Origin of the sequence: Sphingobacterium sp. 2149, from assembly GCF_031455655.1 — a bacterium.
Lineage (GTDB): Bacteria > Bacteroidota > Bacteroidia > Sphingobacteriales > Sphingobacteriaceae > Sphingobacterium.
In genome coordinates this window covers 134,694-151,289 of record NZ_JAVDTD010000006.1, presented here as the reverse complement: position 1 = coordinate 151,289, position 16,596 = coordinate 134,694, and the positions used below count along the sequence as shown (strand labels likewise).

The 16,596-nt window shown below is 41.7% G+C and carries 7 protein-coding genes; 4 read left to right on the top strand and 3 right to left on the bottom strand.

Annotated features, from left to right (window positions below; genetic code table 11):
* Positions 1-30 precede the first annotated feature (30 nt).
* From J2X77_RS10480 to J2X77_RS10470, 3 genes are all read left to right on the top strand, one after another.
* Positions 31-1,743 (top strand): RagB/SusD family nutrient uptake outer membrane protein, encoded by a 1,713-nt coding sequence (locus J2X77_RS10480; RefSeq protein WP_310080670.1) that lies wholly within the window; start codon positions 31-33, stop codon positions 1,741-1,743.
* A 129-nt stretch (positions 1,744-1,872) separates the two neighbouring features.
* Positions 1,873-2,799, top strand: a complete 927-nt coding sequence (locus J2X77_RS10475) for a glyoxylate/hydroxypyruvate reductase A (RefSeq protein ID WP_310080668.1) — start codon at positions 1,873-1,875, stop codon at positions 2,797-2,799.
* A gap of 150 nt (positions 2,800-2,949) precedes the next feature.
* Positions 2,950-5,016, top strand: coding sequence for a M48 family metallopeptidase (locus tag J2X77_RS10470; RefSeq protein WP_310080667.1), 2,067 nt, complete (start codon positions 2,950-2,952; stop codon positions 5,014-5,016).
* Between the two features lie 95 nt (positions 5,017-5,111).
* On the opposite strand, the gene J2X77_RS10465 is transcribed toward J2X77_RS10470, so the two are convergent.
* Positions 5,112-5,609, bottom strand: a complete 498-nt coding sequence (locus J2X77_RS10465; protein WP_209577969.1) for a DinB family protein — start codon at positions 5,607-5,609, stop codon at positions 5,112-5,114.
* Positions 5,610-5,916: 307 nt separating this feature from the next.
* On the opposite strand from J2X77_RS10465, the gene J2X77_RS10460 reads away from it, so the two are divergent.
* Positions 5,917-11,916, top strand: a complete 6,000-nt coding sequence (locus J2X77_RS10460; protein WP_310080665.1) for an alpha-2-macroglobulin family protein — start codon at positions 5,917-5,919, stop codon at positions 11,914-11,916.
* A 75-nt stretch (positions 11,917-11,991) separates the two neighbouring features.
* Here the strand turns inward: J2X77_RS10460 and J2X77_RS10455 are convergent, their stop codons facing one another.
* Positions 11,992-13,431, bottom strand: coding sequence for a TolC family protein (locus tag J2X77_RS10455; protein WP_209577971.1), 1,440 nt, complete (start codon positions 13,429-13,431; stop codon positions 11,992-11,994).
* On the bottom strand, positions 13,424-16,585 hold the full coding sequence (locus tag J2X77_RS10450; RefSeq protein WP_209577972.1) for an efflux RND transporter permease subunit: 3,162 nt from the start codon (positions 16,583-16,585) through the stop codon (positions 13,424-13,426). Before J2X77_RS10450 ends, J2X77_RS10455 begins: the two co-directional genes overlap by 8 nt.
* Positions 16,586-16,596 lie beyond the last annotated feature (11 nt).

The following is a 16,596-nucleotide window of genomic DNA, read 5'->3' as shown; positions in this document are numbered from 1 at the left end:
ATTTATTTTTCAAAAATCAATTACATACACATGAAAAAGACGATTAACAATTATACCACCTTATTTTCCATATTGGCTTTGTTATCCGTAGGGGCCAGCTCTTGTGGTAAAGGCTATTTGGACGAGAAACCCTATTCTAATTACGATGCAACGAATGTTGATCCGACGACAGTGGAGAACAGGTTGCTGGGCTTACATTATAACTTTGCCCATCTTTGGGGCTACAGTGGCAGGCAAGGATTTCTTTCCTGTTGGCAGATCGGGACAGATATTACGAGTGCTGGATCGACAGAGGGCGTTGAGAATCCTTTTTACCAATATGCCGATCTCAATTCAGAAAATGGCGGCGTAAGTTTCTTGTGGGAAAAATGCTATGCATTTATTAATAATGCCAACCTCATCATTGATGGAGTAGGCGATAGCAATCCGAAGGCCGCTGCAGAAGCACGATTTTTTCGCGCATACGCCTATAATATGCTGGTTACATTGTGGGGAGATGTACCTCTGTTGACCAGCTCAATTAAAGTACCTTCATTTAACTATACACGAACCGCTGTTGCTGAAATCGACAAGGTTATCGCCGATGATTTGAATTATGCCGTTAAAGAGCTCCCTGATCTTGCTACAGCGACCACACCTAGCCGAATCAATAAAGATATCGCGAGACAGCTTGCTGCAGAAGCTTTTTTACGTATTGGTATGCGTGACGCAAGCTATTTTGCACAAGCTGAAACGATGGCAACCGCTATTATCAATGGTGGTAACTATAAGTTGATTGAGGCACGTTATGGAAAATACCTGGCCGAAGGTGGTGATTACTTTAGGGATATGTTTCGTCAGGGAAATATGCGACGCAGGCAGGGAAATACCGAGGCCATCTGGACTTTTGAGTTGGAGTATAATCGTGAAGTTAATGGCGGCACGACCGATAGTCCACAACAACGCAGGGTATGGCAACCGGCTTACCATAAATGGGATGGTATGGTCAATGCTGATTCGCTGGGTGGTAGAGGAAATGGCCGTTTACGGTTGAGTAATTTTATGAAATATACGGTATGGAAAGGGCTGAAGGGCGATATCCGCAATAGCAATTTTAATATACGAAGGACAACCAATTATAATCGTCCAAATTTTACTGCGGAAATTGGTGTTGATGCGGATGGTTATCGGGTTGCAAAAGGTGCAGGAACTAAAAACATCGTCATCAAAACCGGAGATAAGGTCGTTCCTTTCCGTACCGATAGTTTGGAAGTCTGGTATCCATTTCCAACCAAATGGGGTGGTTATGATCCACTCGATGATTTTGGCTATGCGCTGGTGAAAGATTGGCCAGTCATGAGATTTGGGGAAACCTATTTGCTGCGTGCAGAAGCTCGGTTGCGGCAGGGAAATGCAGCCGGTGCCGCAGAGGATATCAATAAGCTGCGTGATCGCTCATTTAAAGCAGCACGTGCGGAGTCTGGTAATAATCAGTTAGGCAAAGTGGCCTCAAGTGATCTAACGGTAGATTTTATCTTGGATGAACGCGCCAGAGAACTGATTTCAGAAGAGAACCGTCGGATGACTTTAGTTCGAACCAATAAACTGAAAGAGCGGATTTTACGCAATGGGGATGCAGGACCTGCAAATAAGATAACAACTGGTTTTCAAGATTATAACGCTTTATTACCTATTCCCTTAAGTGAAATTCAGCTGAATAATAAAGACGGTGACAACCTGAAACAAAATATAGGTTATAAATAGTATTTTTTTGCGGATTAAACGTTTATTGTGGGGGGGGAAAGACCCTATTTGCAGGCAATGGGCTGATTCTCGAATCAGCCCATTGCCTTTTTTTAGGATTAATGCTATTTTCGTATAAACAAAAAAGATATGAGTATAGCGTTAATCCTCAATCGAAGCAGGGCTGAGGAATGGAAGGTCGAAATCAATACGTATTTGCCAGAAGTGAAAGTGGAGATCTTCCCTGATATTGAAAATTATAGCGAGGTTGAATTTGCTCTTTGCTGGAAGCCTGAGGCGGATTATTATACTTATTTTCCCAATCTAAAAGTTGTACAGTCTGGGGGTGCCGGAATAGATCACCTATTGCCCCAAAATATTCCATCTCATCTCCATATTTGTCGGATTATTGATCCCATGTTGAAAAGCGATATGTTTGAGCATGTTTTGACCTGTGTAATGCATTCGATGAAGAACTTTTCGACGTATATCGATGAAAAAGAAAGTAAACATTGGCGTCCCTTGTTGTATAAATCAATTGGAGAAACTACTATAACGGTATTAGGATTAGGTGAGATTGGGGGGTATGTGGCTGAGCAGTTGTTGCGGTTGGGCTTCCAGGTGAAAGGGTGGTCAAACTCTACAAAGAATTTTCCCGGAGTAACGTCGCTTACAGGAGCGGCAGGACTGGGTTTGGCGGTAGAAAATGCGGATTTTCTCGTCAATATTTTACCATTAACCGATGCTACATACGGTATTTTGGATCGTAATCTTTTTAATTTGTGCGCCAAAGGAACTGTCCTTATAAATGTTGGCCGAGGTGACCATCTCGTGGAAAATGATTTGTTGCATGCAATTGCCGAGAAAAACATTGCTGAAGCTTATCTTGATGTATTTCATCAAGAGCCATTGTCGCAAGATCATCCGTTTTGGGACTGCCCCGCTATTATTATAACTCCGCATGTTGCGAGTAGAACAAATATAGGCTCGTCCGTCTTACAGGTGGTGGATAATTATTGCAGAATGGCTGATGGGCGACCTTTGCTCAATGAAGTTTCTTTGGAAAAAGGTTATTAGAAATTTGGGCTTGAAGCAAGTTCTGCGATAGCAAGCTTGGTCGAGATTTGGTGGAATACATGGGCGATCTGATTTCTGATGATTTAATAGGCAAATGGATTTTATTTTTTATATTTATATAGTTAATTAACCTTGCACTATTAACAATTTATGAACGTACAAGTATCTACAAACTTTAGAAAACATGCGCGCAAAACAATCTTATCTATTGTCGTTTTTGCCGTCTGCTATGTTGCCCTTTTGCTATTGTCAATAGGTATAACGGTTGGTTTTACCTTATTGGGGGGATTGATTTTTATTGCCAAACCTATATTTTTAACTGCAGTATTATGTTTGGGACTATTCGCTTCAGGTTTGACTATACTCTACTTTTTATTAAAATTTATTTTTGCGTCGACAAAAGTGGATACGGGGCATCTCACGCAGATAGCTGAACACGACGAACCACAATTATTTGCACTCATTCATACGGTGGTAAAAGAGGTTCACACCAACTTTCCGAAGAAGGTGTTTTTGGCGCATGATGTGAATGCTTCTGTTTTTTATGACTCTAGTTTCTGGAGTATGTTTTTGCCTATTCGCAAAAACCTGCAGATTGGTGTAGGATTGATCAATGCCGTTACGCAACAGGAATTGAAGGCTATTCTTGCCCATGAATTTGGTCACTTTTCACAGAGAAGCATGAAAGTTGGAAGTTATGTCTATCATGTCAATCAAATCATTTACAATATGCTTTATAAGAATGAATCGCTTAATAGTATGTTTGAAAAATGGGGGAATATCAGTGGATACTCGGGTATTTTTATTGGTATATCTGTTTTTATCATTCGACAGATTCAGAACATCTTGAAGCATCTTTATGAATATGTCAATATCAATTATTTGGCATTATCTAGAGAGATGGAATTCCATGCAGATGAAATAGCTGCACATGTGGCAGGGTCTCAGGCATTGGCCGATTCCCTATTGAGATTGAGTTTTGCCAATCATGCACTGACAGTTGTGCTCAACTTTTATGATATCAAATTTTCTGAAAATATAAAGAGCAATAACATTTATCCCGAGCACAGCTGTGTCATGCAGATGTTTGCGGAAAGGAATAGGTATCAGATTCGGAACGGTCTGCCTCAGATTGAAATGGCAACATTAAAAAAGTATGATAAATCAAAATTAAATCTTGAAAACCAATGGTCATCCCATCCTTCGGATGAAGATCGGGTAAAAGCATTACAGACACTCAATATTGTAAAACAGGAGACCAACAATGAGCCAGCTATTGCGTTGCTTTCTAATGAGGCTGCAGTGGCTAATCAAATCTCTGATAAATTATTCTCGGCGATCCAGTATGAGCAGATACCATCACCTTTAGCCTTAACCGAATTTACGGAGGATTTTGAAAAGCGGATAGATCGGTACGCGTTTGATCAGAAATTCAATGACTTTTACGACTATACTCATCCCGTACGAAGTGGTGCGTCCCCGCTATCCCAAAAGCAGATCCAACCATCGTTTAAAGAACTATTTGCCGAAAATAGAGTTGAAGCACTTTATGAACTCAATAGTTTGAAAAATGATCGATATGTTGTTGAAGCAATTAGTAAGGGTGAAATAAAGGTAAAAACGTTCGATTATGATGGTAAAAAATATAAAGTCTCAGACGCAATCGTATTACTTCAAAATATAACGGCTGACATCAGTAGTATGGAACAGAAAATTGCAGATTATCATCAGGAGATTCACTATTACTTTCAACAGCTCGCGGATGTTCAGGGAAAACGCTCAGAATTTGATGAAAAATATGAGGACTTTGTTGCGTTTAATAGCGATTACGAAGCTGGAGAAATCCAATATAATGAGATGGTAAAGAACACTGCCTTTTTATATCAGGCGCTTCCTTTTTCCGATATTGAATTTAAAATAAGCGATCTTAAAAGAAGTGAAGAGAAATTTAAGAAGCATCTTGTGGTATTGCTCGAACTTCCTGATAGCAAAAACAACTTAGAACAGGGTTTGTTCGATTCCTTAGTTAGCTATACAAGCAATGAACAGTTATATTTTTATGTAGATCGCTATAATGAAGAGAATTTAAAAATCCTATTGAATGCCATTTCCATGTACAAGAATTTGTTGGAAGATAATCATTTTGCGAAGAAAAAGTGCTTGTTAGATTTTATGCTTGTGCTGGAAGAAAATAGGGGAAAGGATATGACAGTTTAAGTTTGCGCTTTAATGATCCGCTTGAAAATCGGATTTTTTTGAAGAAAACCTACACTTTCCTTCAAAAGTGTAGGTTGGGTCAACGCACTTTTGGCCTATAGATTCTGCGAATCCGCAGAGGGTCCATAACTCGCTGGTAAAGGAATATCGTTGAGCCTATAATACACGCCTAATTGTGCCCTGTGATGTGTAATCTGATTTAATGCGTGACGAATCGCCTCATATTTGCTCCAACTTGCCAATACATGGCCGTCATTTTTAATTGCCCAGCTTTCACTCAAGTCTTCCTCTTGCGCTTTTTCTAAGGCATTTATCCCAGCTTCATATGCTTCGTCCAATTTTTTTAAAAGATCTTCCGATGTCGATAGGCTTGTAGGGGCGTAAGGAACTTTGGCAAAATCAAGTTCTGAGGTTTTTAAAACTGTACTAGGCCATTCAAAAACCTCGACTATGTGCGTTGCTAAACGCATCATTTTCATACTTTTCTGATGTGGTGCATACTCATTCTTTCCAACCGGAAAAAGTGCGATAAAGTTTCTTGTAATTTGATACTCATTCGCTAACTCTGCTTTTAATTGTTGTAACGTATCCATTTTTTTTTTATTATGATTTTAAATTTGATCCTACTTCCCACTGGGTTATGAACAAAGATAACTCCAATGAGTGACAAGAGTGTGTCAGCATAATCGCTGCCCCCGTTCGGGCGCTGTTGATTTTTCTTCAGACATTGAAGTTGCAGCTTCGATTAAAGAGCGGTTGATGTTGTATTTTTTCTTGATTTATGGAATAATGATATTCTCAGCATCCCTGCCCAAAAGTTGAAGTACTGAATGAAAGAATCTAGTGCTTGGCTTTAGGTAATTTTATTTATTTTTAAAAGAATTTAGCCAGTATTTATACATGAAATGGAAATCAATTGTAGTATGCTTTTTAGCTGTGTTGTATGCTTCTGTACTTTGTGGACAATCGAGCTTATTCGATAGTCCGCGCGGTTCTTCTGACTATTATATTTATAAGCTAAGCCCTGAGATTTTAAAAAAGATTCATTTGGATGGAAGAAAATTCGATGAAGCTATGCTCAGCAATTTTGTTGTAAAATATAAGGTTGGAGACCCAAATCCGGTGTTACCACCTGGTAACTATGTACAGGTCCGCGCTAATGGAGCAGATCTCATGTATCGGGAGTTGATCAGCGATAACCTGTATGTCAAAATTATTCCTGCGAAAGCTTTTGCGATTTGTCTATACGATTCTTTGGGAACGATTATAGAAGACGCGCAAGTAAAAGTGAACGGACGTCGCATGTCACTCGATAAGAAGTTCCATTATTATAAAGCTGCCAACGCAAATAGTGACGATATCGTCAGTATTGAACATAAGGGTGTCTATCATTATCTGACTGTAGAACGGGGCTGGCCCCATAAAGATAAGGTGTCATTATGGAAAAAAATCAGCAACAGCTGGCTCAGAACTCGGTTTAAAATTCAGCGGATTTTTCATAAAAAAGAAACTGGTGGTACAGAAAGTTTTATGGTTTTTAATAAACCGATGTATAAACAAAATGAGCAAGTTAAATTTAAAGCGTATCTGGAGAAAACAAAATGGAAACCTAATCGCGATTCTATTGTCGTACGTCTATCGGGAGGATATGGTTATGCGAAGGATACCGTTTTGGCGCGCCTAGCGCCTTATCGTCCGGGCATGTATAACTTTGCATTTGATTTGAAGGGACTAGGCCTTATTCTGGATAGAAATTATTGGATTTCTTTGGAATCTCCAAAAACCAAACTAGTCTTGCATCGACAGCATTTCCGATACGAAGACTATGAACTAAAAAGCCTAAGTTTTACGATGACTTCTGAAAAGACAGATTATGCCAAAGGAGACAGCGTGCGGCTGAAACTAAAAGCATTAAATGAAAATGAAATGCCCATATACGATGGGAAAGTCGCTTTACAGGTGGTGGCTAGTCCGGTTTTTATACATGGTTTAAAAGCTAATAAGGTCAATTTTATTCCAGATACCTTATGGCAAACAAGTGTTTCGCTTGCAGATGTGGCAGAGAAGGAGATTGTATTACCGGATTCAATTTTTCCGCCTGACATTGGCATTTCCTTTCGCGTTATTGGTACTTATTTAAGTTCGGATAATGAAAGAATAGAGCGAAGCCTTGATCTCAATAGACTTAACCGCGAAAAGGAAATCCGTATTATTGTCAAAGATGGACATGCAGCGCTGAGCTACTTTGAAAAGGGCGTCGAGCAGCCAGCATATGCTGAGCTCAAGATATTAGGAGAACATAATGAAGTGCTGAAGGCTGAAAATGTAAGTTTACCTAATCTGGTTTCAATACCTTGGCAGTCCAAAGAAATTGTTGTTAAGTCGAATGGTTTTAGTAAAAGTGTCGATCTGGACAGCCAGCAGCAGGTACAACTGAATTATCAATTTTACCGCACTGCGGATTCGGTGCTATTGCATGTCGATAACCCTGCTAGGATTCCATTTTGGTATCAAGTCCATCGGGCTGGTCGTATGATTGCTGCGGGCTATGACACCGAATTGAATCGTGCATTTTTAGCCGGTGGAAAAGAGGGGTATAGCTTGGAGATCACTTACCTTTTTGGAGGAAGATCTAAAGTTATTCGCGAGGAATTGCCCTATGTGGAGAAAAATTTGAATTTGGAAGTTAACACGGCTACCACAGTATATCCAGGACAGAAGGCTATGTTCGAACTTTCTGTTACGGATAAGGAGGGTAAACCCTTGAAAGATGTCGATATCACAGCCTATGGTTTTACCTCAAAGTTTAAGTCAGCCGCTGCGCCAGCGATTACTGTCGGTGGTCTGATGCGTAGGGCGGAGATCAAGCAAAATCTTCATGTTAGTTTGGATGATGATGAAAAAGTTTATCAGGGAGCGCTGCAAGATTGGGTGAAATGGTCTAAAGTAATGCAGTTGGATACGATTCCCTTTTATCAATTCTTATATCCAGATGTCTATTTTCAGGAGTCTCTTCCACTCGATGCTGTTAAGAGTCAGGTATCCCCTTACATCGTGGTAAACGGTGCTGTACAAGGGATTCATTTGGTTTGGATAGACGGTGTACTGCGCTATGCGAAGCAAGATCAGCAAAATAATCCTACTATTTTTGAGGTTACTCCAGGGCAGCATGATTTTAGGTTTAGAACCAAGGATCGTGACATTCGGGTAGAGGGGTATTACGTTGAAAAGGGGAAAAAGGTGATTGTGTCCTTTAATGCTTCACGAAATACGATTGGTTTTGATTACCCCGACAAAACATGGAGAAAAGGCCATATTTCGGTTCTTCGATTGCCAAAAGAGCAACAGAGTAAGCTTTTCGATAAAGAAGTGGCCGAATTGAAGCGACAGTTGATCACCGTGACCAACAATTTTGGAGCCTGGCAATTACCCAATAGTAATGTGCTGATCGAGCGACCAGCATATATCCAAACAGCTGGAGATCTCTATTACCTCAATCCGGTACAGCGAACCGTTTACAATAATCGGTTGCGGACACAGGTCCCCGTTCCGCTGATGGCGGGGCCATTTCCAAGAACAGAAATGTACAATGGTGTGTCCAAAATAGGTACGCTTATGGTGGATACATCGAAAATTGGCCGGTTTGAAATCGAGGGCGGCTATCAATATAGCATCTATAAAAACTATCAAAAGCAAAAAAGCTGGGATGGTAATCTTATCCGGCTGGATCTGTATGATTATAAACCAAGTTTAGATTTTCTGGAGAAAGTATGGTCGGTGGAGGATATCAAGGCAAATGTCGAGCAGCGTTTTAGGGAGACGATGCAAAACAGTACTGGACTTGCACAGTTTGCTACGGTGAAAAGAGAACGTGAAGATGCTGGTTTTAAACTTAATTTAATGTTGGGCAATGATGCTTCACAAAAAAGCATTCGACCTACATTGATCTTTATCGAGCCGACGAATGTCGAAGAGCGGATGTACTTTAGGCTCTTTTACGGTGGACATCGAACGTTTGAAGATCTTCCGGTCGGCGAGGTTACTTTGCATATTGTAAAGGATGATTCAACTTCCTTTAGTTTGCCAGTCGAGCTCAAAGCCCAGGGAATGAATTATTTGAAACTAGACGCTATCCAATGGACTAAGACATCCCAAGCAGCTCGGTTAGCTTACAAACTTGTACGCGATGAAATTATTGTACGTACCGTGGAGAATCCATTGCGGGATGCTATCCAGACTGGACAAGAAAACGATCTGCAGGGCTTAAAAATCGACCGGGAAGGCTTTAGCGCGAAAAGAAAGAATAATAAGGTCGCCAGGATCTTAGTTTATGATGGTGATACGCCATTAATTGGGGCTAAAGTGAGTGATCGGGATACGAAAAAGCAATACTTTACCAGTTTTGACGGTAGTTTGGAACTTGAGCTCTCCGATGACAAAAATACGGTACTTGAGATTGCTGCTTTAGGGTACAATACCGCTACGGTCAAAGTCTCCAGTGGCAAAGATTATTTCGTGGAATTAAAGCCAAGCGAAAATCAATTGGATGAAGTGGTTGTTGTGGGGTATGGCGTCCAAAAAAGGCAATCATTGACTGCGGCAGTGAAATCGATCAATGCTAGGATGGATGGGGTGACTACAGCTATGCTGCAGGGGGCTGTAGCAGGGATTCGTATTCGTGGCGCTGCTAGTCCGGCCCCCAATGAAAAACCATTGATTTTAGTGGACGGGGTCCCTTTTGAAGGTGATATTTCAAGTCTTGATCCATCGACTATCGCGTCATTGAATGTGATTAAAGATCAATCTATGCTGGGATTGTACGGTGCGCGGGCCGCCAATGGCGTGGTGATGGTTCAGATGAAAGCTGGAGCATCTGCGACATCGACAGGTGCTGTGGATATGCCCTATTTGGAATCTGGAAATACGATGCGCGTGAACTTCCGCGATGATGCATTCTGGCAGCCAAAGCTCACTACCGATGTCCAGGGAAAAGCCAATTTTGAAGCGACCTATCCGGATGATATCACCAATTGGCGGACATTCTTTATAGCGAAGGGAGCGAAAAATTTTGCAGACAGCAAAGAATTAAGTATAAAATCGTTTAAGGCTGTTTCAGCACATTTGGCGACTCCGCGATTTGCCATCAGAGGTGATCAGTTTACAGCCATGGGGCGGGTTGTTAATTATCTTAGCGACAGCCTACAGCTCTTGCGTACCATCAATAATGGGCTAACAACACAGGAGGCAAGGTTGAAAATTGCGAAGTCCTATCGGGATCCTATACCGGTTATTGCCGATAAGGGGGACAGCGTCCAACTTGCTTATTCGATCGGATTGTCCAACGGATATTTTGATGGTGAAAAGCGTAGCATTCCGATTTTTGAAAAGGGGCTTGAACAACATGAAGGAGATTTTAAAGTGCTCAACGGTACGGCAGAGTATGTGCTGAAAACTTCACCGTCGCTTGGTGAAGTAACCTTCCATGCTGAAGCAAATTCACTGGAATTTTTACAACGGGAAATCGAATTCATTGATCGTTACAAATTTCTCTGCAATGAGCAGATGGCTTCCAAATTAAGTGCATTACTTTCGAAAAAGGAGCTAGCTAAATTAATCCGTAAACCTTTTACTGAGGATAAGAAAATAAAGGAGCTCCTGAAGGAGCTACAGAAAAACAAAAATTCCAATCAGGGCTGGGGCTGGTGGAACAAGAGTGAAACTGTAACTTGGATCAGCAACTATGTGGTCGGGGTACTGTTGGATGCCCGCGAAGCAGGATACCAGGTTGAAATTGATACGGAGATCTATGCAGAACGTGAAAAGACCCTATTGAAAAGCAGCTTGGCTTCGCTGGATCTTCTAGTGGATAAAGATAAGCTTCACGGGGCCAAAGAGAATTTGTTTAGCTCCTTGATATATCTGCTCCGGTTGGATCCTAAAACAGATTACAAAAGCTATTTCTTCGAAATTGATACTAAACTGAAAAGTAAAACCATTAAGGACAAACTGTTGAAATATCTATTGATCTCAAAACTGGGGCTTAAGGATTCACATGCGGCAGATACTGTGCTTAAATATTCCTCAAAGGCTATCTTAGGGGGAATTTATTGGACTTCTGGAGCTACAACGAATCAGAAAGGGGGATTTTTTATGCGACCTACGGAAACCAATACTGAGAATACACTGTTGGCTTATAATGTCTTAAAATCAATTGGTGGTCATGATTCGGATTTAGAAAATATCCGTAATTACTTTTTCGCGCAGCGGCAGCAAAATCAATGGTATAATATCTACGAATCTTCCCGTATCATACGAAGCATTCTCCCTGATTTGCTAAAGGCGGGAGAAACTTTTCAACCACCAGTAATGATTGTCAATGGCAAACGTATCACGACATTTCCGTATACGCAAAGCTTTAAGCCGGATGAACAGATTAAAGTGCGGAAAGAAGGGACGGAGCCGGCTTTTGTGACAGCCTATCAAAATTTCTGGAATCCAGATCCTGCCGTAGAAAAGGAAAAGGGCCTCGCTGTGGCAACACGATTTAAGGACAATGGTGCTACGGTAGCGGCGCTCAAGGAAGGGAAGCCTGTAAAACTTGAAGCAAGCGTAACATTAACTGGTGAAGCGGAGTATGTGCAGATTGAAGTTCCGATACCGGCGGGATGTTCTTATGAAACCAAAACCAATGGATACTATCAAACCGAGGCGCATAGAGAGCATTTCAAGGATCGTGTTGTCATTTTCTGCAATAAATTAGGTAAAGGTACGCATACCTTTGAGATCGAGCTTTTACCTCGGTATAGCGGAACTTATACAGTTAACCCCGCGAAGGCTGAATTGATGTATTTCCCGATGTACTATGGGAACGAGAAAATGAAAGAAGTGGTAGTGGAATAAAGTTATGACTTAGAAAAAAGGGGACCTACCACACGGTAAGTCCCCAACATATAAAAACAAAAATTAAAAAGTGTACTATCGATAGTCCCATCCGCCACCCAGGGATCTGTATATCGCTACGCTTGCTTTGAGTTGGTTGACCTTTTTTTCCACGAGCTCGAATTTAGATTCCAGCGCATCACGTTGGGTCAGTAGAACCTCCATATAATCTGCGCGGGCGTATTTAAAGAGGTCGTTGGAAATACCAATAGACTCATTTAATGCATCAACCTCCTTGGTCTTGATCTGTAGGCCACTCTCCAGATTTTTAATTTTGGAGAGCTGATTAGCAACTTCGATGTAGGCAGCCAGAATCGTCTGCTCATAATGGTAAACAGCCTGAACCTGCCGCGCATTTGCGCTGTAATAAGCGGCTTTAATTGCCCTTTTGTTGATTAAAGGAGCCGTGATTTCACCAACGAGGGAAGAAAGAAAAGATTCTGGTTTAATAAGATAAGTCGGATCAAAGGCTTGAAATCCAACTCCAGCAGCGATGTCCAAAGAAGGATAGAACCGCGCTTTGGCCGATTTAATATCCAGTTTGGATGCAGCAAGTTCAAACTCCGCCTGCTTGATATCTGGCCTGTTCTCCAATAGGTCAGCGGGGACACCTGCATAAACAGTTTGCGGAACGAGTTGGTCGAATGCGCCTTGATCTCTTTGAACTGGCTGAGGAAACCTTCCGACGAGATAATTTATTCTATTCTCGGTCTCGGTGATCTTCTGTTTGATGTCATACTGCATACCTTGTGTCTTCAAAATCTGCGCTTCAAATCTTTTGACAGCAAGCTTATTGGATCGTGCATTTTTCTTCAAGTCATTGACGACAGCCAGTGCATCGTTTTGAATCTTAACATTCTCATTAATAACTAGGAGTTCATTGTCCAGTGCAAGAAGTTCATAGTAGGAATCTGCAATTTCAGCGATCAGATGAGTGACCATAAAATTTTTGCCTTCCACACTTGCAAAATACCGCTGTAACTGAGCTTTCGTTGCATTATGGAGTTTACCCCAGATATCTGTTTCCCATTGTGCCTGTACACCAACTCCAAAATCAAATAGTGGTTCAGGCATTTCGCGGCCGGGTTCGATTTCTGTATTCTTTTCCATCGCTCCAATATTCGTATACCGACTTACTTTGTCGACGCCTGCACCAACTTTTACACCAACAGAAGGCAGATATTCACCTTTTTTGGCACTTACTTCGTTTTGGGCAATTTGAATTTCCTGAAGCATAATATGTAGCTCTTGGTTGTTTGCCAATGCCTGGCTGATAAGTCCTTGTAGATTGGGGTCCTTAAAATAGTTTTTCCATTTAATTTTCCCAATATTCAAGGTGTCGCTGTCAGCATTCTCATATGTTTCAGGGACTTTTTTATTTTCGGTACGTTGTTTGATTTCGAGTGGTTTGCAAGCCCCAAGACTAAGCAAGAAAAGCGCGAAACCTATATAGTGATATAATTTATTCTTATTCATAATGTATCATGTCTTCGCTTAATGGTGAATCGTCTTCGGCTTGAATCATTTTTCTTCCGTCAGCCAATTTTGCAAAAATATAGTAGAGTCCAGGGATAACGATAACGCCAAAGATTGTTCCGACGAGCATACCCCCGAGTGCGGATGCACCTATGGTATGGTTACCTATGGCACCGGCACCGCTGGCAAAGACTAGTGGAACGAGTCCAGCGATAAAGGCAAAGGAGGTCATGAGAATAGGTCTAAAACGTGCTCGTGATCCCTCAATTGCTGCCTCTAATATACTGTCGCCGGCTTGTCGCCTTTTCACGGCAAATTCTACGATAAGCACCGCATTTTTACCCAACAAACCAATAATCATGATCAGCCCGACCTGTGCATAAATGTCATTTTCAAGTCCCATAGCTTTTAAGAGGAAGAAGGAACCAAATACACCGACAGGTAGTGACAAGAGAACCGCAAATGGAATGATGAAGCTCTCATACTGCGCGGCAAGTACAAGATAAACGAAAACTAAGACGACTAGAAAGACATAAATAGCTTCGTTTCCACGTTGCGCCTCATCGTAGGAGAGACCTTCCCAAGCCACCTTGTAGCCGTGCGGTAAAGTCTGAACTGCGGTTTCGTTGATTGCCTGAATAGCATCGGCCGTTGTATATCCATTGGCCGGAAGTCCACGGATGGCGGCAGAATTGTACATATTGTAACGTGTGATCTCATTTGGCCCCTGTGTTTTTTTTAAGGTCATAAAGGCCGAATAGGGAACCATCTGATCATGATCGTTTTTGACGTAAAGGTTAATGATATCAGAAGGTAATCTTCTGAATTCTGGCGAAGATTGTACATATACCTTGAAAAATTGACCAAAACGGATAAACCCCTGTTCATATGTACTGCCGATAAGGATATTGAGGTTATCCATGGCTTTACCTATAGAGACGCCCTTCTGCATAGCCGCATTATTGTCAAAAACCAATTCGTATTGCGGGTAGTTGGCAGCGAAAAAGGTAAAGACTCCAGTAAGTTCCTTACGTTTCTTAAGATTGGCGATAAATGCTTTATTCACTTTATCGAAATCTTGATAATCCGTAGTCCGATTGAGGTCGAGCAGGCGCATGGAGAAACCTCCTGAGGAACCGAAACCCGGAACTGCCGGAGGTTCGAAGAACTCTACTGTGGCGCCTAAATTTTTAGATTTTTCTTCCAGTTCTTCCATGATCTCCTTAACAGAATGTTCACGTTCACCCCAGGTTTTGAGGTTGATAAGACAGGTTCCGGCATTCGATCCTCGTCCTTCCGTCATGATCTCATATCCTGCTAGTGATGAAACGGATTCTACACCATCTACGCCTTGACAGATCTTTTGGAGTTCTCTGGAAAGCTTGTTGGTCTGTTCCAGTGTTGATCCTGGAGGCGTTTGAATAATGGCATAAATCGTACCTTGATCTTCACTAGGTATGAAACCTCCCGGAAGCGTTTTGTTAATGACGAAAATACCGACACAGAAAGCGATTAAGATCCCCCACGTCACGACTCTTCGGCTGGCAATTTTGCGCAGTAACGTGGCATATTTGCCGGTTATTTTATCGAAGGTACGGTTAAAAACGTCAAGAGATTTGGTGAATATGTTCGATTTTTTTGGTTTACCATGGTTGTTTTTTAATAACATCGCGGCAAGCACAGGAGTGAGGGTTAACGCTACAACTGCCGATATTACGATGGAACTTGCCATAGTAATTGAAAACTGCCGATAAAATGTTCCGACAGGACCCGTCATAAACGAAATAGGAATAAAAACCGCTACCATAACAGCTGTAATGGCGATAATAGCACCCGCGATTTCAGCCATAACCTCCTTTACGGCCTTATATGGGGAGATCGAACTTTCTTCCATTTTGGCATGTACTGCTTCGATGACGACAATGGCATTGTCTACGACAATCCCGATGGCGAGGACTAAAGCAAATAGGGTGACCAAGTTGATCGACATACCGAACCATTGAATGACGAAGAATGTACCTATGAGTGAAACGGGTACAGCGATGATCGGAATTAAAGTCGAACGCCAGTCGCCAAGGAAAATAAAAACCACGATGGCAACTAAAATAAAAGCATCCCGCAGCGTATGCATCACCTGTTCGATAGAAGCATCCAAGAATTGGGATACGTCATAGCTGATTTTATAGTCTATACCCGGCGGAAAGTTTCCTTTCATTTCTGCAAGTTTGGCTTTTACATCTTTGATTACGTCATTGGCATTGCTGCCATAATTTTGTTTCAATACAATCGATGCTGACGGATGCCCGTCCAAATTGGAATAGATATCAAAAAATTCACTTCCCAGTTCGACTTTAGCCACGTCTTTTAACTTGATGTTTTCTCCATCGCCATTCGCACGAACAATAATATTTTCGTATTCTTCAGGTGTATTGTATTGCCCTTTGTAAGTCAGCACATATTCGAGCGATTGCGCGGCGATACCTGAACTTTGTCCCAGTCGGCCGGGGCGGCCAATGATACTTTGTTCTCCTATTGCTTTCATCACTTCATCAACCGACAAGCTATAGGCGCGCATGCGATCAGGATTTAACCAGACGCGCATAGCATATCTACGGCTACCGAGAATTTGCGATTTGGCGATGCCGTGGATACGATTGATTTCGGGAATAATATTTACCGTTGCATAATTGTATAGGAACTTTTCGTCCATACTTTTATTGGTACTGTAAAGATTCACGTACATCAGCATACTGGGCTGAATTGGATTAACGACGACCCCTTCCTTTTGGACAAGTTCGGGCAAAAGTGGCATGACTTGATCCACCCGGGTTTTTACCAATACGACGGCATCGTTGGGGTCTGTGCCGGGGTCAAACACGACGTTTACGGTCGCTTCACCTGCACTGGTTGCATCGGTGGCGATATAGCGCATTCCTTGCACCCCGTTGATGGCATTCTCAAGAGTGATCAGTGAGGATTTTACAAGTACATCCGCGCTTGCTCCGGGGTAGGCTATGGATACCGCAACAGTGGTTGGTGCGATTTTCGGAAATTGTTCGGTAGGAAGTTGCTTGATAGCCAGACCTCCAATAAATAGGATGACAACCGATATGACAATAGCAAATACCGGTCGATGTATTACTTTTTTAAACATGATGCTGCTTT

Bases quoted from the DNA above. Each gene is read 5' to 3' on its own strand.
- J2X77_RS10480 (WP_310080670.1), top strand. From the start codon at position 31: ATGAAAAAGACGATTAACAATTATACCACCTTATTTTCCATATTGGCT.
- J2X77_RS10475 (WP_310080668.1), top strand. From the start codon at position 1,873: ATGAGTATAGCGTTAATCCTCAATCGAAGCAGGGCTGAGGAATGGAAG.
- J2X77_RS10470 (WP_310080667.1), top strand. From the start codon at position 2,950: ATGAACGTACAAGTATCTACAAACTTTAGAAAACATGCGCGCAAAACA.
- J2X77_RS10465 (WP_209577969.1), bottom strand. From the start codon at position 5,609: ATGGATACGTTACAACAATTAAAAGCAGAGTTAGCGAATGAGTATCAA.
- J2X77_RS10460 (WP_310080665.1), top strand. From the start codon at position 5,917: ATGAAATGGAAATCAATTGTAGTATGCTTTTTAGCTGTGTTGTATGCT.
- J2X77_RS10455 (WP_209577971.1), bottom strand. From the start codon at position 13,431: ATGAATAAGAATAAATTATATCACTATATAGGTTTCGCGCTTTTCTTG.
- J2X77_RS10450 (WP_209577972.1), bottom strand. From the start codon at position 16,585: ATGTTTAAAAAAGTAATACATCGACCGGTATTTGCTATTGTCATATCG.